The sequence below is a fragment of the Tumebacillus permanentifrigoris genome (assembly GCF_003148565.1).
Lineage (GTDB): Bacteria > Bacillota > Bacilli > Tumebacillales > Tumebacillaceae > Tumebacillus > Tumebacillus permanentifrigoris.
The window spans coordinates 32830-50185 of record NZ_QGGL01000023.1; the positions used below are offsets into that span (position 1 = coordinate 32830).

Annotated in this window: 17 protein-coding genes; 8 read left to right on the top strand and 9 right to left on the bottom strand. The window is 54.1% G+C overall.

Features of this window, described 5'->3' with window-relative positions; all coding sequences use genetic code 11:
- Positions 1-28 precede the first annotated feature (28 nt).
- From C7459_RS20175 to C7459_RS20185, 3 genes are all read right to left on the bottom strand, one after another.
- Positions 29-739, bottom strand: a complete 711-nt coding sequence (locus tag C7459_RS20175) for a thioesterase II family protein (RefSeq protein ID WP_109691089.1) — start codon at positions 737-739, stop codon at positions 29-31.
- Positions 740-752: 13 nt separating this feature from the next.
- Complete coding sequence (locus tag C7459_RS20180) at positions 753-2699, bottom strand: cyclic peptide export ABC transporter (protein ID WP_109691090.1); 1947 nt, start codon at positions 2697-2699, stop codon at positions 753-755.
- Between the two features lie 293 nt (positions 2700-2992).
- Complete coding sequence (locus tag C7459_RS20185; RefSeq protein WP_170119578.1) at positions 2993-4018, bottom strand: DUF3231 family protein; 1026 nt, start codon at positions 4016-4018, stop codon at positions 2993-2995.
- Between the two features lie 119 nt (positions 4019-4137).
- Between C7459_RS20185 and C7459_RS20190 the strand changes: the two genes are divergently transcribed.
- Both C7459_RS20190 and C7459_RS20195 read left to right on the top strand, forming a co-directional pair.
- Positions 4138-4917, top strand: coding sequence for a hypothetical protein (locus tag C7459_RS20190; protein ID WP_109691092.1), 780 nt, complete (start codon positions 4138-4140; stop codon positions 4915-4917).
- 48 nt (positions 4918-4965) lie between these two features.
- Complete coding sequence (locus tag C7459_RS20195; protein WP_245884663.1) at positions 4966-5271, top strand: HesB/IscA family protein; 306 nt, start codon at positions 4966-4968, stop codon at positions 5269-5271.
- 66 nt (positions 5272-5337) lie between these two features.
- On the opposite strand, the gene C7459_RS23515 is transcribed toward C7459_RS20195, so the two are convergent.
- Positions 5338-5475, bottom strand: coding sequence for a hypothetical protein (locus C7459_RS23515; protein WP_170119579.1), 138 nt, complete (start codon positions 5473-5475; stop codon positions 5338-5340).
- Between the two features lie 74 nt (positions 5476-5549).
- Positions 5550-6227 carry a TerC family protein gene (locus C7459_RS20200; protein ID WP_109691093.1) on the bottom strand — a complete coding sequence of 226 codons (678 nt, stop codon included), beginning with the start codon at positions 6225-6227 and terminating at the stop codon, positions 5550-5552.
- A gap of 414 nt (positions 6228-6641) precedes the next feature.
- Here C7459_RS20200 and C7459_RS20205 point away from each other — a divergent pair, with 414 nt between their 5' ends.
- Positions 6642-7832, top strand: coding sequence for an MFS transporter (locus C7459_RS20205; protein WP_109691094.1), 1191 nt, complete (start codon positions 6642-6644; stop codon positions 7830-7832).
- Between the two features lie 43 nt (positions 7833-7875).
- Here C7459_RS20205 and C7459_RS20210 read toward each other — a convergent pair whose 3' ends face one another.
- Genes C7459_RS20210 through C7459_RS20220 form a run of 3 tightly spaced genes read right to left on the bottom strand, consistent with a single transcriptional unit; the run spans position 7876 to position 9631 of the window.
- Positions 7876-9012, bottom strand: a complete 1137-nt coding sequence (locus tag C7459_RS20210) for a zinc-dependent alcohol dehydrogenase (protein WP_109691095.1) — start codon at positions 9010-9012, stop codon at positions 7876-7878.
- Between the two features lie 15 nt (positions 9013-9027).
- Positions 9028-9405, bottom strand: a complete 378-nt coding sequence (locus tag C7459_RS20215) for a spore coat protein (protein WP_109691096.1) — start codon at positions 9403-9405, stop codon at positions 9028-9030.
- 16 nt (positions 9406-9421) lie between these two features.
- Positions 9422-9631, bottom strand: a complete 210-nt coding sequence (locus C7459_RS20220) for a spore coat protein (RefSeq protein WP_109691097.1) — start codon at positions 9629-9631, stop codon at positions 9422-9424.
- Positions 9632-9755: 124 nt separating this feature from the next.
- On the opposite strand from C7459_RS20220, the gene C7459_RS20225 reads away from it, so the two are divergent.
- The 5 genes from C7459_RS20225 to C7459_RS20245 all read left to right on the top strand — a co-directional run bounded on the left by C7459_RS20225 (position 9756) and on the right by C7459_RS20245 (position 16317).
- Positions 9756-11093 (top strand): spore germination protein, encoded by a 1338-nt coding sequence (locus tag C7459_RS20225; protein WP_109691098.1) that lies wholly within the window; start codon positions 9756-9758, stop codon positions 11091-11093.
- On the top strand, positions 11090-12184 hold the full coding sequence (locus C7459_RS20230) for a GerAB/ArcD/ProY family transporter (protein WP_109691099.1): 1095 nt from the start codon (positions 11090-11092) through the stop codon (positions 12182-12184). Before C7459_RS20225 ends, C7459_RS20230 begins: the two co-directional genes overlap by 4 nt.
- The gene (locus C7459_RS20235) at positions 12168-13289 is read left to right on the top strand and encodes a Ger(x)C family spore germination protein (RefSeq protein ID WP_109691100.1); all 1122 of its coding nucleotides are present in this window, start codon (positions 12168-12170) and stop codon (positions 13287-13289) included. The genes C7459_RS20230 and C7459_RS20235 overlap by 17 nt, the downstream gene beginning before the upstream one ends.
- A 202-nt stretch (positions 13290-13491) precedes the next feature.
- Positions 13492-13725 carry a hypothetical protein gene (locus C7459_RS20240; protein WP_109691101.1) on the top strand — a complete coding sequence of 78 codons (234 nt, stop codon included), beginning with the start codon at positions 13492-13494 and terminating at the stop codon, positions 13723-13725.
- Between the two features lie 375 nt (positions 13726-14100).
- A complete protein-coding gene (locus C7459_RS20245) occupies positions 14101-16317 on the top strand; it encodes a PAS domain S-box protein (RefSeq protein WP_109691102.1) in 2217 nt (738 codons plus the stop codon).
- A gap of 174 nt (positions 16318-16491) precedes the next feature.
- Here the strand turns inward: C7459_RS20245 and C7459_RS20250 are convergent, their stop codons facing one another.
- On the bottom strand, positions 16492-17241 hold the full coding sequence (locus tag C7459_RS20250) for a YebC/PmpR family DNA-binding transcriptional regulator (protein WP_109691103.1): 750 nt from the start codon (positions 17239-17241) through the stop codon (positions 16492-16494).
- Positions 17242-17356: the final 115 nt, after the last annotated feature.

Below are 17356 nucleotides of genomic sequence, written 5' to 3' on the forward strand. Positions count from 1 at the left end.
TCTCTGCTCCTCGTTGACCCGACAAGCCTTACAGCATCGAATCGCCTAGTGCCGCATTGACGACCTCCACCACAGCGGGCGTGTTTTCGTTGATGAAAAAATGTCCGCCAGAAAGCTTGTGTATGCGGCACGAGACCTCGGTCAGCGCCTTCCACGCCAACAGATCCGACCCTGTGATCGGCGTGTCGGTCTTCCCGCTCAACACCGAGATGCTGCAGGGGAGTTTGTTCGCTTTGGCGATGTAGCGGTACTCGTACAGGACTTTAAAATCAGCGAGCAGCGTCGGCAAAAACAGCTTGAGAAGAGTTTCATTTTCAAACATCTCTTGCGATGCGCCGCCGAGCGCCTCCAACTCGCGCATCAGGTCTGGTAAGGGAAGTTCATGATACGCGATGTCCTCCTTGGGCACCTGTGGGGCACGACGCGCCGAGAAGAACAGATGCGCTGGTGCTGGCAGGCCCTGCTCGACGATTTTGTGCGCCAATTCGAACGCCAGCCAACTGCCCATGCTGTGTCCAAAAATCGCATACGGAACGTCCAAGCGATCCTGCACCTGCAGAAACACATCGTCCAACATCTCTTCAAAAGACTGATGGATCGGCTCGCTCATCCTCGTGCCACGCCCGGTCAGTTCGACGGGACATAGCTCGATTCCATCGTGCAAGAGCTCTTTCCACCGCACGTACATCATCGCGGAGCCCCCGGCATACGGGAGGCAAAACAAGCGGATCTTGGGCATGCAATCGCCTCCTTTATCGTGACGGAACGGGCGTTTGCATGATCTGTCCCGCTTCCATCTTGATCACCTTGTCTGCCAGATCGAAGTAGCGGTCGTCGTGCGTGATCGCGATCACGCATTTCCCGCGCGCCTTGAGCTCTGGCAGCAGTTCATGGTAAAAGTACGCGCGAAACTCGGGGTCTTGATCGGCCGCCCACTCGTCAAACAGGTAGACCGGACGGTCTTCGAGATAGGTGATCAGCAAGGCCAACCGCTTTTTCTGGCCGGTCGAGAGCTTGGTCGTGCTAAACACCCCGTCGACGATCTGCAACTTGCTCTCGATGCCCAGCACCTGCAGATACTTCTGCATCTCCTGCTCGGCATCGGCATGATCGACGCCGTACAATTTTTCAAACAGGTAGTAGTCGGTAAACACCGTGGAGAAATGCTGACCCAGATGTTCCTCGTCGAGTTGGCGGCCATTGACGACGATCTGCCCGTTGGACGGTGCGTACAACCCGGTGACCAATTTCGCCAGCGTCGATTTGCCGCTGCCGTTACCACCCGTGATGAACACCAACTCCCCTGAGGAGAACTCGCAGGAGATCGGACCGACGTGAAACGATGCTTGCTCTTGATTGAGGTAGCTGAACTCCACATCTTGCAACGCGATATGTACCTGCGCCTCCACCACGACAGGCTCTTCCATCCTGTCAGACCCCAGCCGAGCAACCTGTTCGGAGATCTGCTGAATGCGCTGCCAACTCACGCGCACTTGCGTGATGCGCGGGATCATGTTCAGCACGTTGTCCAGCGGCCCTTTCAAAAACAGAAACACCAGCACATAGTCGCTGAGCGTCTCGTTGTGAACGCCCACGAACAGCGCCGGAAGCACAAATATCAACCCGCCCAGCACGATAAAAGCGACCAATTCCCCAACAAAATACACGTTGGCTGCCACTCCGTCCGCCGCGATACGCTTGGTGCGGTACTCCGAACAGCTTTCGACCATGTCCTCGCGAAATTCATCGCGCTTGCGGCGGTTGAGGTACAACTCCTTGAATCCTCCGAGCAGGTCGTTTATGTAGCGGAAAAAGACGTTCTGTGCATCGCGCGACTGACTGAACAGTCGCTCGGCTGATTTGTTCGTCAAATTGATCAGGACGCCAGCGACCACAATCAACACGGCGGTAGTCAACAGGGCGAACAGATCGGAGACCGCCAGATAGACAAAGGACGTCAGGATGGTTACAGAGCTTGTGATGCCTATCACGATGAGCCCGATCGATGAGGAGATCGTCTCAGTGTCGTTGTTTAAGGTGGTGTAGATTTTTTCTTTCCCGATTTCTTCCATTTTGTAAAAAGGGGTCTTGGTGATTTTCTGGATCAAATCAACTCGTACACGAAACAGCATGTTGTTGGTCATCTTGTTCAAATTCATGCGCACCAACTTCTGACCGAACACGTAGAGGACCAGTCCGAGAACAAAGTAACTCCCCAGGCCGAGCTTCGACGTATCGGTTTTCAAAGCGGTGTTGACGATGAACATGACGAGCGCGTAGGAACATCCGCTGACGACGCTGAAAATGCTGACCGTGAAGAGCGGTCGCTCCTCCGGTTTGGGATACAAGTGAGTGAGCACAAAGTGGAGTGCGAACATCACAACGGCTGTAAAGGCCACCCAGAATGCGCCGAGCAACGCGGACGACGGTAACGCTTGGATCTCCGCCCACGTCGTTCCGTCGAAAAAGTGGTTTGGCAACCCGTACAGTCCGGCTGCAATCGCACCTACGACCAGTGTGGTGAACAGCACCGTGCGAACTGCACCGGCCCCTGTTCCTTGAAACTTGCGTTCCTGATTGACAATCTGGAACAAGGTTTTGAGCACCAATCCTGCGCAATACAGAGCGAACAACCCGGCGGTTGCGATGATCAGCCAAGAGATGATCTCAGTCTGTTTAGTATGTAAAATTGATTCCATCACTTCACCTCCACCTAATTCTCTAGACGATTTAGAGACAAGTATACAGCATAGAAAAACCTCATTCAATACAATAATTTAATCTTAGTTTAAATTGTAACAGATACTATGTTTTAAGCATTATTACTCCTATTTTGCAATGAATCTCTATACCGACCTGCCTCCCAGCGCAACGACAAAAAAGGCGACCCCACGGGATCGCCTCTCAACTCTATCCACTTGCAATGCACAGGAACCACTCAATCAAGGCCTACTCGTCATTGGTACTCCTCTACTACGCGCCTTCCCGCCCATCAGACTCCCGCAAGCGCGTTGCGGTTTTCCGCTTGCGGAGGCTCTTCCACCCAGCGATTCTCGATCATGAGTTCCATTCCATCATCTGCAAAAGTCGCGACCTCGGCAATGAGCCGTGCGTACATTGGCCCTAGATCCCTGCGCATCGCTCCCGAAGCCGCGATCCCGTAATTCCCGAACCCCGCTTGGCTGAGAACGGCGATGTGGTACATCATGAGTTTGTCGGAAAAGGGCGCATGAGTAGAATCCAGCACATCCGAATCCCAGGTTTGGGGTGCTGGTAACATCTCCTCATTGAGAAGATCATGGAAAACCTCGACATGCTTGGCACTAATGTCTCTTGCGCGAACCATGTACTGGCGCACGTTTTTTGATTTTGCAACTTGGCTAAAGCCGGTCGCAACAGACCTCCCAAGTGTGTTCGTCTCGGAATTCACCCATAGTGAGGCAACCTCAAGTGCGGTCAACGGTCGTTTTTTGCCTAGCAGCCCCGACATGAAGCTTTCATGTTCGATAAAACTCACTTGTTTGGGAATTGAGATATAGGGCGGTCTTATATACAATCCCTTCGATAGCTGTACCTTTGCGGATCTGGTGTAAAGTTCAGATGTCGAGGCCAAGGCTTCTACATAGAAGTCCCGCACGTCTGATCGTGCACACATGGATAACGCCAACGCATTGGCAGCGAGACCAATTCTCGACATGTTTTTGAGGTAATTCAAAATGAAAGTGTCGGAAAATAACCGTGGCGCATCCAAGTCCACATCCGCGTCGGTGAATCCGATCGGGATCGGGAACGACTCATGCGTAAAAATTTCCGTGACCGTCTCCAGATGTTGCTTCGACAGATGTAGAGCGTATTCAAGAACTGGCAAAATCTCGGCGTCCTCCAGCTTTTTCAAGAAGTAGCCTAGCGTACAGACCGACATGGTATCACTTATGTATAACGACCATAAGTGTCCAATTTCAGCCGATGTGAGCCGGATGTTGTGTTCGGTCATCTTTTTGTCCTTGCCAGTCGTCATAGCTTCGCCTCCTGATCGTGTCATCAAGTTTAAACTCTCCAAGTGAAGCGAAAAAAACTCCAAAGTGCTATATAATGAAAAGCAGAAGCAAATACAGGTCAGAAACGAGGTCTACCACCATGAGTGAACTCCGCGCGCCCACGTTTCGGCAGGCGGCGCTTTTTGCCATTTTGATGGATGGAATTTTGTTGGTGCTCGGGTGGTTGTTGATCGGGCCGCCTCAGACGATGCGTGCGGTGGCTTCCTATAAAGTGACGGCGCTGATCGGGTTGCCGACGATCACGCAATTGCTGGAACCCGCTCACCAGTTCTCGGTGATCGGCTTTCATGAACTGGGCGTGTTGAAAGTGATCCTCGCGTGTCTGATGTACGTGCTGTTCCTGCTCGCCAACGCTTACTACATCGGCTTGCTGGCACGCACGTTTCGCGACCTGCCCACCACCGCCACACAGGATGCCGCCCGTGCGTGGCCGAACTTGTTGCTCTGGATGCTGATCCAGATGGCGGTACAGGGTGTGTTCACCGTGATCGTCATGCTGTTTGGAGACCTGATCCACGGCCCGCTGCGCAACGTCGTGATCGGAGCCGTGCTGATCCTCGGCCTGTTGGGATTCCGCTTGGTGTTTCTGTACATGGAGTACGCGACGGTCGTGCTGCGGCTGTCTGCGCTTGCGGCTTTGAAAAAGTCGCTCGCCCTGCTTCGCGTCTCGCGCACAGAATCAGTTCGGCGCTTTTTCACACTCTGCATCGTCAGTTTCGTGCTCGGTTTTGCCGTGAATCGCTTTTTCGGCGTGCCGGTGTTGATGGGCACGTTGCTCGTCAATGCGCTGGTGCAGACTTGGTTGCAGCTCGGGCTGATGGAGAGCTTTTTCCGCGCACAGGAGCGCTTGCAGGGTTGAATGGACATGCTATACTAGGAACATACATAATCTGTGAGGTGCTTATCTGTGACAACGATCGAAATGAACTCGCTCGCGGCGAAGAAAATCCGCGAAGCTCTGGAAAAAGAAAACAACCCGGACTTGAAGTGCCGCGTACAAGTTGACCATGTTCATGGCGACCACGCACACTACGGACTCGGGTTTGACACGCAAAAGCCAGGCGATGAAGTCGTCAGCGTGCAAGGTCTCGACCTGCTCGTCGGCCCGGAGCACAAGGACATGATCGACGGCCTGAGCATCAAGTTCCTGCTCTACCCACAGGAAGGCTTCAAGATCACCAACCCTTCGAAAAACAACCACGGCGATCACTAAGCGCCTCACTGTACGCCAAAAAACCGCAAGCCTTCTCCCGAAGGCTTGCGGTTTTTTTGAAAACATCTAGCGCTGCGAGATGTGGTCATCCAGCGGTTCGACATCTCCGGTGAGACTTTCCAGACCGGCCTCGGCGAGGATGCTGTTGATCAGCTCCTGCGGGATCTGGTAGGGCTGGTGTTGCGGTTGGTTCGTCGGTTGCATGTACAGATGAACTCCTTCCGGATAATCGGTTGTGAGTTTCATCCTATGCGGTTCCGAGGCCTTTTATGCGCGTGCTACGCGCGGACCGCCTGTTTGGCACGACCGCTCAGCCATTTGCCGAGACCGACGACGGCGAGGGTGACGACCAGCGGAACGATCCAATCATACACATCGTGGGTCAGGAAATCGTCGATGACTTTGTCAGACACGAGCATCTTGCCCGCAGTCCAGCCGAGCACAGCAGCACCTGCATAGATCAGGATCGGGAAGCGGTTGATCAGCTTCAAGATCACGGTCGAACCCCATACGATGATCGGAATCGAGATCGCGAGACCGATCAGCACGAGCACGATATGTCCCTCCCCAGCGGCTGCCACGGCAAAAATGTTATCCAGCGACAACACCAGATCGGCGAGGATGATCGTGCGGATCGCCTTGCCAAAGGAAGCGGGTGACTGGATCGACGCCTCGTCATCGCTGGTGTTGTCAACCAACAGTTTGATCGCAACCCAGATCAGGAACACGCCGCCAATCGCTTTCAAGAGCGGCACTTGTAACAGATAGACCGCCAGTACGGTCAAGACGATGCGCAAGCCGACCGCACCGAGCGTTCCCCAGAGAATCGCTTTCTTGCGCTGCTCATCTGGGAGATTGCGGGAAGCCAGCGCGATCACCATCGCGTTGTCACCACTGACAACCAAATCGATGATGATGATGCTCACCAGACCGATCAAAAATTCCAAGCCGGACATTCGGGTTCCTCCTCTCGTCCTCTACAAGTTGTCCCGATTCCAGACATAAGAAAAGAGACCTCTGCCGTGGAATCGGCAAAGGTCTCGCTACACGCGGTGGTTGACAACGCCGGAGGGCCCTACACAGGACTCTCGTAATGACGAACGTTGTCACAGGCATGGACGGTGCCTGCAAGCTACTCCCCTTTGTTGTCTTCATTGTAGCCCAGAAGTTGGGCTTCCGTCAATGAATTTAGAGTATTTTTAAAAAAATCTAAACTACTTATCCACGTATCGCGCAGTTTCGTCCACGGGGAATTCACGGTATGATAGGAGGCAGGAATTCGCAGATTTACGACCTACGTATGACTCCTATGACACTGATGATCGGGTAGTCAAAAGCATGTGCTTCTAATAGAAAGGATTTTTGTACGCATGAAACCTAAAACTTCACAACGCTTTATCTTCCTCACACTTTTGCTCATCGTGGCGATCGCTGGCATGAGCCAAGGATTGACCCTGCCCCTGCTCAGCGTCTTGCTGGAGCAAGCGGGCGTCTCGACCGTCGCCAACGGATTTAACGCGGCGGCCTTGTACATCGGAATTCTGCTCGTCTCGCCGCTGATGGAGATCCCGCTCCGCAAGTATGGGTACCGCACGACGATCCTGATCGGGCTGTGCATCGTGACGGTGAGCACCTTGCTCCTCCCGGTGTTTCGCGGGTTCACGGTGTGGTTCATCCTGCGCCTGTTGCTCGGCGTAGGCGATGTGGCGTTGCACTATGCCGCGCAGATGTGGGTGACGGCGCTCGCCCCGGTGGAACGTCGCGGGCGTGACCTGTCGATCTACGGCTTCGCATATGGCGCAGGCTTTTCCTTTGGCCCGCTGGGGATGCTGTTGTTAGGGTATGGCATCTGGGCACCGTTTTTGGCGATCTCCGTGTTTTACATCGCGGCCTTTGTGATGTTGCTCCGCTTGAAAAACGACTTCCCCGAACCGGTCGAAGCCAGCGCACAACGCACGAATCGCTACCTCGACGTCATCCGGCTCGGCTGGTTGGCGCTGATCCCCCCGTTCCTGTACGGGTACATGGAGTCGGCGTTGAACGTCAACTTCCCGGTCTTTGCCGTGCGCAACGGGATCTCGCTGGACTGGGTGTCGATCATCCTGCCGTCGTTCGTGGTCGGGAGTTTGTTGCTCCAGATGCCGCTCGGTCGCTGGTCGGATCGCATCGGTCGGAAAAAAATCATGATGGCCTGTGCCGCGATCGGAGCGGTTTGCTTCCTCGTGCTCCCGCTGGTCTCCTCCAACGTCTGGGCGCTGATGGCGTTGCTGGTGATCGCAGGTGCGACGGTCGGGAGTTTCTACACGCTGGGCCTCGCGTTTGCCGCAGATATCCTCCCCGCGGGGTTGCTTTCCACAGCTGGTGCCATCGCCAGCATCATGTTCGGCGTCGCCAACATCGTCGCGCCGAATGTCAACGGGTACTTCCTGAGCACCGCTTGGCCAGGGTTGATGTTCGGGTCGCTGGGGATCATGCTAGCGCTGTTTGTCGGGGCCGGGTTCCTCGATCGCAAGTCGACCACCGCTGTCCTGCACGACGAAAAAATCCCTCATCCCATGTGATGAGGGATTTTTTTTGCGATCCGGTTCAGGGCGGTTCTGGCGGTTACGGTTTCAGCAGCACTTTGATACAGCCATCCGTTTTCCGGTCAAACACTTCGTAGCCACGCTCGGCTTCGGACAGCGGGAGTCGGTGGGTGATGATGTCGGACGGGTCGACCTTGCCCTCGGCAATCAGGTTGTACAGGTACGGCATGTAGTGAATGACTGGCGCCTGTCCCATCCGCAGGTTGATGTTGCGTTGGAACAGGTCGCCAAGCGGGAAGCCGTTGTATCGCGTTCCGTACACGCCGGTGACTTGGATCGTCCCGCCCTTGCGGACGCATTGGCTGGCGATGATGAACGCGCTCAACGTGCCGCCTTGCAGTTTCAACGCCGTTTCCACCACTTCCAACGGGGACATCTTGCCGTCCATCCCCACACAGTCGATGACGACATCCGCGCCGCCTTTGGTCATTTCCTTCAATAAGTTCCCGATGTTGGGGCCCGATTCGATGTTGACGATCTCGACATGGTTGGTCCGTTTGGCATGCGCCAAGCGGTAGTCGACGTAGTCCACGGCGATCACGCGCTTGGCACCTTTCAACCACGCAAATTTTTGCGCGAGCAGTCCGACCGGGCCACAGCCGAGGATGATGACCGTATCCCCGTCTTTTACGCCGGCATTGTCCACACTCCAGTAGGCGGTCGAACAAGCGTCGGAGAGCAGCGCAATTTTTTCGTCATCCATTTCACAGGAATCAGGCACGCGAAACGGGGTGAAGTTCCCATAGGGAACTCGCATGTATTCCGCCTGACCGCCTGGATACCCGCCGAGCGTTTCCGAATAGCCGAAGAAACCGCCAGCGTCGCCATGCGGGTTGGAATTGTCACATTGGCTTTCCAAGTGGTTGTTGCAGAAAAAACAGGTTCCACACGCCACGTTAAACGGGATGATCACACGATCGCCCTTTTTCAACTTGGTGACTTCCGGTCCCACCTCTTCGACGATCCCCATCGGCTCATGCCCGATGACGTAGCCTGGCGGAAGGTTCGGAACCAAATTGTGAATCAGATGCAGGTCCGATCCGCAGATCGCGGTACTGGTCAGTTTGACGATGATATCGTCCGCTTTTTCAAGTTTGGGATCTTGAACTTCGAGGACCTTGACGTCCTTCATGCCTTGGTAGGTAACGGCCTTCATCGTTGCACTGCCTCCTTAGTTTCCTAGTTCATTCGGCTCTTTTTGGCCCTTGTTCCCCGGTGCTTGGGTCGGAGGCTGCGGCGGGAACAAGTCTAGGCTTGCAATCTTCAGCACCGTCTGCGAGGATACCAAATCCAACTGGAATTGCTCACTCACGTTGTAAGGATGGAACCAACCTTTGTTCATCATGAGTTGGGAGAGCTTCTCATGCATCGTAAGGCTGGTTTCCAGTTGCGTATGTAAAGCAGCTCTGACATCAGGGGTCGACGATTCGGTGATCGCGATGGCGGTGTTGCGCACTCCATTTTTCACGGAGAGCAAAAAATCAAGCGCGATCGTCGGGTCAGCCAGCGGTTGCAGTTCGGACAAGTGCTCCAGATCGATTTCATTCATGAGCGGTCACCACCCTTTATTGGATTGGGCTTCTGGCCAAGAGGCTTTGCAGGGCTTGAATCGCGACTGTGGATTGTTGAACGTTCAACTCCAATAACGCTTTCAGGTCTTCATCATGTGCCAACCCATACATCATTTTCGACTTCAACGCGCAAACCGTTTTGAAATTCAGGGCTTCGTGTAGTTCCATCGTTTCGTGGATGGCCAAGGGCTGTTGCTGTGCCATGATTTCACCTCCGTTTCTTGCTGACTGCGCTATCCTTCTCAAAATCGACTTCCTTTATGCCACTCATAATTGTGGAAGAATCAGCCACCCTAAGGAGAAGTAGTCAAGATCGGAGGGAAGGTTGATGCAACGGAACAATGACTTCCAATCGCTCAAGCAGTTTTTGGAAGACGGCTTTTCAGAATCCGCCGATGTCGAGGCCCGCGAGCTGCAAGCTGCAGACAAACAGGCCAGCCTCCTCTATGTAAAACCACTATGCGACTCAAAACTGATTGCCAAATACATCGTCTCGCCCTTTTGGGACTATCAAACGGAAGCGGAGTATACCGGATTTCTCATGTCATTTCCCAATTGTGTACACCATCAGGAGCTCGATACGACGATCAATCTGATCTTGTCCGGCTACGTGGGCGTCTTTGTCGCGGATCGCTTGTATCTGTATGAAGCCAAATCGATTCAGGTCTCGCCCGTCGCCGAAGCAACCGTCGAATCGACTGTACAGGGTCCACAGGACGCTTTTAATGAGAGCTTGATGACCAACCTCAATCTGGTGCGCATTCGCTACAAGTCTGATCTGTTGCAAGTGGATTACCAAAATGTCGGCGAGCGCTCCAAGACGCAATTGGCGCTCCTGTACGACAAGCAAAACGTCAACCAACAGGCGCTCGCAGAACTCCGCCGCGAGTTGGACGAGATCGACCTGAAAGTCTTGCTGTCAGCCGGTCATTTGCAAAACACGCTCTTGCGCCGCAAGCGCTGGAGCCTGTTCCCGCTGGTGGTGATCACGGAGCGACCGGACCGCGCCGTCAAAAATCTCTCCGAAGGCAAGATCATCGTGCTGATCGACACCACCCCGTTTGCCGTCATCTTGCCCTCGTCATTTGGGGACTTTTTCTCGGCGATGGACGATTATACGCAATTGCCGCTCATCGGTTGGTTTTTGCGCTTACTGCGCTATATCGGATTTCTCTCCACGATCATTCTGCCCGGCCTCTATGTGGCCACGATCTCCTACAACCCGGAGTTTTTCCGGGTGCAACTGGCCTTCTCCATCGTCGCCAGTCGCGCTGCCGTCCCCTATGCGTCCTATCTGGAAGTGATCTTCATGCTGTTGATGATGGAATTTCTCACCGAAGCGAGCGTTCGGTTGCCGCGCGCGATCGGTCCGACAGCCACGACGGTAGGCGGTTTGATCCTTGGACAGGCCGCGACACAGGCCGGCCTGATCAGCAACATCATGATCATCATCGTCTCGGTGGTCGGCATCTCCAACTACGTGATTCCGATCATTGAAATGAACTTTGCCGTGCGCGTGTTAAAATATCTGTTCGTGCTGCTCGCCACGGTGGCCGGGCTGATCGGGATCATCATCGGGGCAATCCTGTTGGTGTTCTATCTCTCCAGCTTGACCAGTTTCGGTACTCCCTACTTGAAAATGGTGCGCGGGGAGGAATCGAAATGAAGGAGAACCGCTTTCTTTTCTACACGATCCTGATCAACATGGTCTCGAACATCATCGTGTTCGTGCCACACATCCTCTTCAACGGGCTGTTCGACGGGGCGCTGATGTCGATCTTGATCTCCGTGGTGATCGGGATGACCTTGTTGGTCCTCGGTACCCAATCGCTGGCACAGTTTCCCGGCGAGTCGCTGCCCGAGGTGATGGAGCGCTATCTGCCGCGCTGGTTTCGGGTGATCTTCCTCAGTTACATCTCCAGCTTTTGGTATGTCGCAGGCGTGATCGTACTGCTGGCCTTCTCCACGATCATGACACGCTATTTGAGCCCTGAGACGGGGCAGTTTACCATTTTGTTTTTTTTAAGCCTTACGGTGCTGTTGGTCGTTCCGCTCAAGAGCAGCCGACTGCTCAATGGACTGGAGATTCTCTTTGTCATCAACATCCCGCTCATCGCCATCATCCTCCTCAAATCGGTGTTGGAAAAAAACACCGACTGGGAGGATGTCTATGATGTTTGCACACATCTGGTGCACTTGCCGACGCTGACGATGATCGCGGCTGCGTCCTACATCTTCACGGGGTATACGAACTTGGTGATCTTCAACAAAGAGACCGCGATCAAACTCAAGAAACGACACTACCTGATCCTCGGAGGTCTCGGCTTTGCGACCTTGATGACCAGCTTCTTCATCCCGATCGGTCGTCTCGGTGAGTTTTCCGTCAATCGCTACACGTTCCCTTGGATTCCAACCTCCGACTCGATCTCGATGCAGTATTTCGTGATCGAACGCATGATGATTCCCTTTTTGCTGGTCTATCTGATGGTGGCGTTGGTGCAGGCGGTCATGCACTGGCACATCGGATATCACTTGATCCTGAGCCTGTTTCGACAACAGCGCAAGTGGCAGAACTATGCGGTGCTGGCCGCGTTCACCCTCGGCGTGGGCGTGTTACAAAAGATTCTAGACAATGAGTACATCCTGTTCGAGTTTGCCACGTATTGGTTGATCGCACGCTTGTTCAGCGAGATCGGGTTGGTCGCGCTGCTGATCTATCTCGCGAAGAGGAGGCGTCGTCATGAACAGCAGATCTAGATGGGCTACGTTCATGATCGTTGTCCTGTCGCTCTGTCTCGTGCTAAGCGGCTGTGAGTTCAAAGACATCGACAAGCGGTTCTTCATCACGGCCATCGGCATCGACAAGCCGGAGGACTCCGGAAAAAAGTACCGTGTCACCCTCAAAATTGCCATCCCCAAGGGACAGTTGCAGATGGGGCAGGAAGACTACATGTCGCTGTCCTTGGACAGTGACTCGATCTCCGACGCGATCCAGAAGCTCAAGGCGCGCGTCGACAAGGAGTTCGATTTCGGGCACACCCGCGTGTTGGTCATCGGGAAGAGTCTCGCCGAAGAGGACTATCGCGATCCGCTGGATTGGTTTACCCGACAGCGTTTCATTCAGCGCATCTCGTGGTGCGTCATCGGCAAGCCAACGGCGGAGAAACTGCTCGATTCCAAACAAAAATCGGAGCGGATGCCTGCCAATGCCCTGATTCTAGCCTTTGGAGGGCAAGGGGTCGAGTCTCAGTACATCGTCTCCCAGTACCTGTTTCAGTTATTTCGCAAGAGCAACGATCCCGGTGAGAATCCGGTAGTGCCGATCGCCTCACCCGAGACGAGCAAAAATAGCATGTACTATACAATTGACAGCGTCGGGGTCCTTGACGATACACACTTAGCGTTGGTGCTGACCCCGGACGAAACCCGTTATTACAATGTGCTCAGTGGCATCGTGAACAAAAGTGACTATAACATCAAGATGCCGAACAATACGTTCGCGATCCACGCCGACCAAGTGAAAGTAAAACGCAAGATCTCAGACGGGGAAAACCCCACAATTACAGTCACGCTCAATTTCGACGGTCTGGTCGAGGAAGGCGAACACGGCCTCCAGGTCACACCGCAGATCTTAGAGCAGATCAAACAGGCAGCTGAGAAAAAACTGACGACAGAGATGACCACGCTCTTGAACAAGTTGCAAGCGAAACAAGTCGATCCGATTGGTTTTGGCTCCCTGTACCGCGCTACTCATTGGCAAGATATGGAGGTTGAAGTGAAAACTTGGGAGCAGCTCTACAAAAGAGCCCAATTCAAGGTCAACGTCACCATCAACCTACGCGCCACGGGGACGATCCAGTAGGTCTAGGAGCATGAAAATGAAAAGAAGCCGACCCGCTTGTGGGTCGGCTTCTTTTTTCACGATGCTCAGGCCCGCGGCAACTGATGACCGCAGGGGTTCCTCGCTCGCGATTTGGCGTTGGTGATGAAGGGGCTTTTTCAGAATTGGTAGCCGGCGGTCTTGGGGCATCCTAGCTATGAGTACGATGTAGAGGAGGTGTCTTATGCAAAACGAACACAACGACCAGATCATCCTGACCAAGACCGAATGGGAAAGCTTCCAAGAGACCCTGCGCCATCTCGAAGCTGCTGAATCCAAGGAGCAAGCAGCGTCCTACTCCCAGGTGCTCTCCCACCTCATCGAAGACGCGAAGGGTCGCGAAGTCCTTCCGCCCGCCGTGCAGTTGGTGGAGGATGACCTGATTCGGTATTCGAAGGCGTTGGACAACATTCAGTAGGATGAAAAAACCATGCTATGGTGGATTCTATCTTGATGTGTGCCGAAATGAGTTTTTGGGGTGCGTAGATAGGTCAAACGGACACTTCTTTTTGGACCATGCACGGGATTTCGATTTGAATTCTTACTATTCGTTTGTCTCAATAAACTGACTGAGCCATAGAGGCTGACTCGCCTCTTTGTCTGTGATGACTAGAGGGTAAACGCTTGTAATGGGTTGCATTGCAATATATTTTATCGTACTATTCAGTATATTTAAAAAGCAAGAGTCTAAAGGTCTAGTCGGCTCGCATATCGTATCTTACTAGTAAGTATGAACTACGCAAATCGAGTATGAGACCCCATTGGGAATCTAAGATAAAGGTATGGTGCTAGCATGATGGATCTCGTCAAACAATTGCGGGAGAGCGAAGCGTTTTTCAATACCTTATTTGATCATAATCCAGACACGATCTACTTCATGGACTTGAACGGCAAGATGCTCAATGTGAACCCTGCCGGCGAGCGCATCAGTGGCTATACGTTGTATGAATTGAGCCAGTTATCACCGGAACAGTTCTTCTCGCTTTTGAAATTGGAGAACACCTTGACCTATCTCGATCAAGTTGTGGAAGGCCATCCGGTCAATTATGAGACACAATTGCGCCATCGCGACGGGCATTGGGTGGACTTGCATGTGACGAATGCCCCGATCATCATCGAAGGGATGATCGTCGGGTTTCTCGGCATCGCCAAGGACATCACAGAGCGCAAGCGCCAGGAGGAGCTTTTGCGAAAAAGCGAGCAGTCGCTCGCACAAGCCCAGCGCATCGCCCAATTGGGCAGTTGGGATTATGATATGGTGCTCAATCGGATGTACTGGTCCGATCAGATGTACCGCATCTATGGTCTGTCGCCCGAGCAGTATGTGCCGAAATTCCCCTCGAGCCTTGAGTTCGTGCATCCGGAAGATCGTGTCTATCTGCAACAGGTGTGCCAACAAGCGCTGCACGGCAAGCCCTACTCGATCGAATATCGCATCCTCCGCACCGATGGATCGGAGCGCCATGTCAGCGCCCAAGCGGAGATCAAATTCAATGAACGCGGCATGGCGGTGCAGATGATCGGAACGTTGCAGGATATCACAGATCGTCGAAACCAACAGGAGCAGTTGCGCCAAAGCGAGGAACGCTATCGCCTGATCTCTGAACATTCACTAGATATCATCACTTCGCATGGCGCAGACGGTCGAATCGAGTTTGTCTCCCCGGCTTGTCGCACGCTGTTGGGGTACGAGCAGGAGGAAATTCTCGGCGGTTACGGACGGGATTTTGTCCACGCAGACGACCAAGACACCTATCTCCGACAGTTTGGACGCGTCGGTGAGGACGATGTGTACCGTTCGACGTTTCGGGCGCTGCACAAGACAGGGCGGCTGGTCTGGTTGGAGACGACGACCAACGTGGTGCGCAACCCGTTGACCGGTGAGCCCTCCGGCTATATCTGTGTCGCGCGCGATGTCAGCGACCGCCAGCGTGCGGAGACGGCGTTGCGAGAGAGCGAGACGAAGTTCCGCTTGATGGCAGAGAACATGTCCGACCTGATTGCAGTCATCTCGCAGGATGGCACGGTGGAATACGCCTCGCCTTCGAATGAGACAACCCTCGGGCTCACGCTGGAGGCGCTGCTCGGGTCGCAATCGATGCGATTGATCCATCCCGATGACCGCAGACTTGTGGAGTGTGAGTTTGAACGGATGCTGCAGACGAGGGAGTCATTTCTCGCAGAGTTCCGCAGTCGGCATCGCGATGGGCACTGGCTGGTGTTCGAATGCCGAGCGGTGCCCGTCTGCAATGAGCACGGCGATCTGGAAAACGTGCTGATTGTCGCCCGCGACATCTCCGAACGGCGCAAGACGGAGGAGATGTTGCTGCAGTCCGAAAAGCTCTCAATCGCGGGTCAGTTGGCGGCGGGGGTCGCGCATGAAATTCGCAACCCGTTGACAGCGCTCAAAGGCTTTTTGCAACTGATGCAGGCGGATGGGCACTCGAAGGCGGATTACTTAAAGGTGATGCTCTCGGAGCTGAACCGGATCGAGTTGATCGTGTCGGAGTTGTTGGTGCTCGCCAAGCCGCAGATGACGCGGTTCAAACCGACCGATGTGCGAACGGTGTTGCAAGAGGTCTTGACGCTGCTCGATACACAAGCGATCCTGAACAACATCCAAATCCACATCCTCACCGACGGGCAGGACCCGTGGATTGAGTGTGACCAGAACCAGATGAAGCAAGTCTTCATCAACTTCCTGAAAAACGCGATCGAAGCGATGCCTCGCGGGGGTGAGATTCGCATCGAAGTCTCCTGCCCCGCATCCGGTGATGTGCAGTTGCGCTTCCTCGATGAAGGGTGTGGGATCTCCAAGGAGCGCATCGCCAAAATCGGCGAGCCCTTCTACACCACCAAGGACAAGGGAACCGGGCTTGGGCTCATGGTCAGTTTCAAGATCATTCAACAGCACGGCGGATCGGTGCAGATCGAGAGCGAGCAGGATGTCGGGACGATGATCACGCTGACATTGCCAAGGCTTGCGGTGATGGAGCGGGCGCGGGCCTGAAAAAGCCGGACTGACGCGTGGAGATACGCGAGTCCGGCAGGGCGAGGTTCTGTGTGAACTACGCGAGTCCGGCAGGGCGAGGTTCTGTGCTGTGTGAACTGAAGCGGTTTTGCGAAAAAAAGCGACTGAGCCCGTGGGCGATCAGTCGCTTTTTGTGTAAGGTGGTGGGGGTTGTTAGCCTTGGAGGGCGGCGAGTTCTTCCTCGTCAATCTCCATGTTGGTGTACACGTGCTGGACATCATCGTTGTCTTCGAAGGTTTCGATCATCTTGATCATGTTCTTCGCGTCATCGCCGGTGACTTTGACGGTATTTTTCGGAACCATCGCCACTTCGGCGTTGGAGATGGTGTAGCCCGCTTCTTCGAGTGCAGTTTTGACCGCTTCGAAGTCGGACGGTTGGGTTTGGATCTCGAATTCGTCCTCGGAGGCGATCAGGTCTTCGGCCCCTGCATCAAGCGCGGTCATCATGACCGTGTCCTCATCTGCATCGGTCTCCGCGCGGTCGATGGTCAGAACGCCCTTCTCCTCAAACATCCAAGCGACGCAGTTCGGTTCGCCCATGTTGCCTTTGCGCTTGTTGAAGGTGGCGCGAACTTCGGCGCCGGAACGGTTGCGGTTGTCGGTCAGGCAATGTACGAGGACGGCGACGCCACCTGGGCCGTAGCCTTCGTAGCGGATTTCTACGTACTCTTCGCCTTCGAGATCACCTGCGCCTTTTTTGATGGCGCGTTCGATGTTGTCGACCGGCATGTTGATGGCGCGCGCTTTGACGACCAGTTGTTTCAGCTTAAAGTTGTGGTTCGGGTCGGAAATACCGGTCGCCCGGACTTCGGCCATGATCTGGCGGCCGATTTTGACCATTTGGTTGTTGCGGGCCGCGTCTTGGACGCCTTTTCGAGCGGCAAAGTTTTTAAACTTCGGCATTGTTTCATTCTCCTTATTCCAAAAGCATCATTCTAATTAGTGTAGCATTGGGCGAATTGGCGGTCAAAAGGGGTTATGGGTGGATTGGTTGCGGAACGGGACTTTTTTCATCGAC

Excerpts from the sequence above, each read along its gene's own strand:
- C7459_RS20245 (WP_109691102.1), top strand. The coding sequence starts at position 14,101 with ATGATGGATCTCGTCAAACAATTGCGGGAGAGCGAAGCGTTTTTCAAT.
- C7459_RS20215 (WP_109691096.1), bottom strand. The coding sequence starts at position 9,405 with ATGAATGAAATCGATCTGGAGCACTTGTCCGAACTGCAACCGCTGGCT.
- C7459_RS20190 (WP_109691092.1), top strand. The coding sequence starts at position 4,138 with ATGAGTGAACTCCGCGCGCCCACGTTTCGGCAGGCGGCGCTTTTTGCC.
- C7459_RS23515 (WP_170119579.1), bottom strand. The coding sequence starts at position 5,475 with ATGCAACCGACGAACCAACCGCAACACCAGCCCTACCAGATCCCGCAG.
- C7459_RS20180 (WP_109691090.1), bottom strand. The coding sequence starts at position 2,699 with ATGGAATCAATTTTACATACTAAACAGACTGAGATCATCTCTTGGCTG.
- C7459_RS20220 (WP_109691097.1), bottom strand. The coding sequence starts at position 9,631 with ATGGCACAGCAACAGCCCTTGGCCATCCACGAAACGATGGAACTACAC.
- C7459_RS20185 (WP_170119578.1), bottom strand. The coding sequence starts at position 4,018 with ATGACGACTGGCAAGGACAAAAAGATGACCGAACACAACATCCGGCTC.
- C7459_RS20200 (WP_109691093.1), bottom strand. The coding sequence starts at position 6,227 with ATGTCCGGCTTGGAATTTTTGATCGGTCTGGTGAGCATCATCATCATC.
- C7459_RS20230 (WP_109691099.1), top strand. The coding sequence starts at position 11,090 with ATGAAGGAGAACCGCTTTCTTTTCTACACGATCCTGATCAACATGGTC.
- C7459_RS20250 (WP_109691103.1), bottom strand. The coding sequence starts at position 17,241 with ATGCCGAAGTTTAAAAACTTTGCCGCTCGAAAAGGCGTCCAAGACGCG.
- C7459_RS20175 (WP_109691089.1), bottom strand. The coding sequence starts at position 739 with ATGCCCAAGATCCGCTTGTTTTGCCTCCCGTATGCCGGGGGCTCCGCG.
- C7459_RS20240 (WP_109691101.1), top strand. The coding sequence starts at position 13,492 with ATGCAAAACGAACACAACGACCAGATCATCCTGACCAAGACCGAATGG.
- C7459_RS20210 (WP_109691095.1), bottom strand. The coding sequence starts at position 9,012 with ATGAAGGCCGTTACCTACCAAGGCATGAAGGACGTCAAGGTCCTCGAA.
- C7459_RS20225 (WP_109691098.1), top strand. The coding sequence starts at position 9,756 with ATGCAACGGAACAATGACTTCCAATCGCTCAAGCAGTTTTTGGAAGAC.
- C7459_RS20235 (WP_109691100.1), top strand. The coding sequence starts at position 12,168 with ATGAACAGCAGATCTAGATGGGCTACGTTCATGATCGTTGTCCTGTCG.
- C7459_RS20205 (WP_109691094.1), top strand. The coding sequence starts at position 6,642 with ATGAAACCTAAAACTTCACAACGCTTTATCTTCCTCACACTTTTGCTC.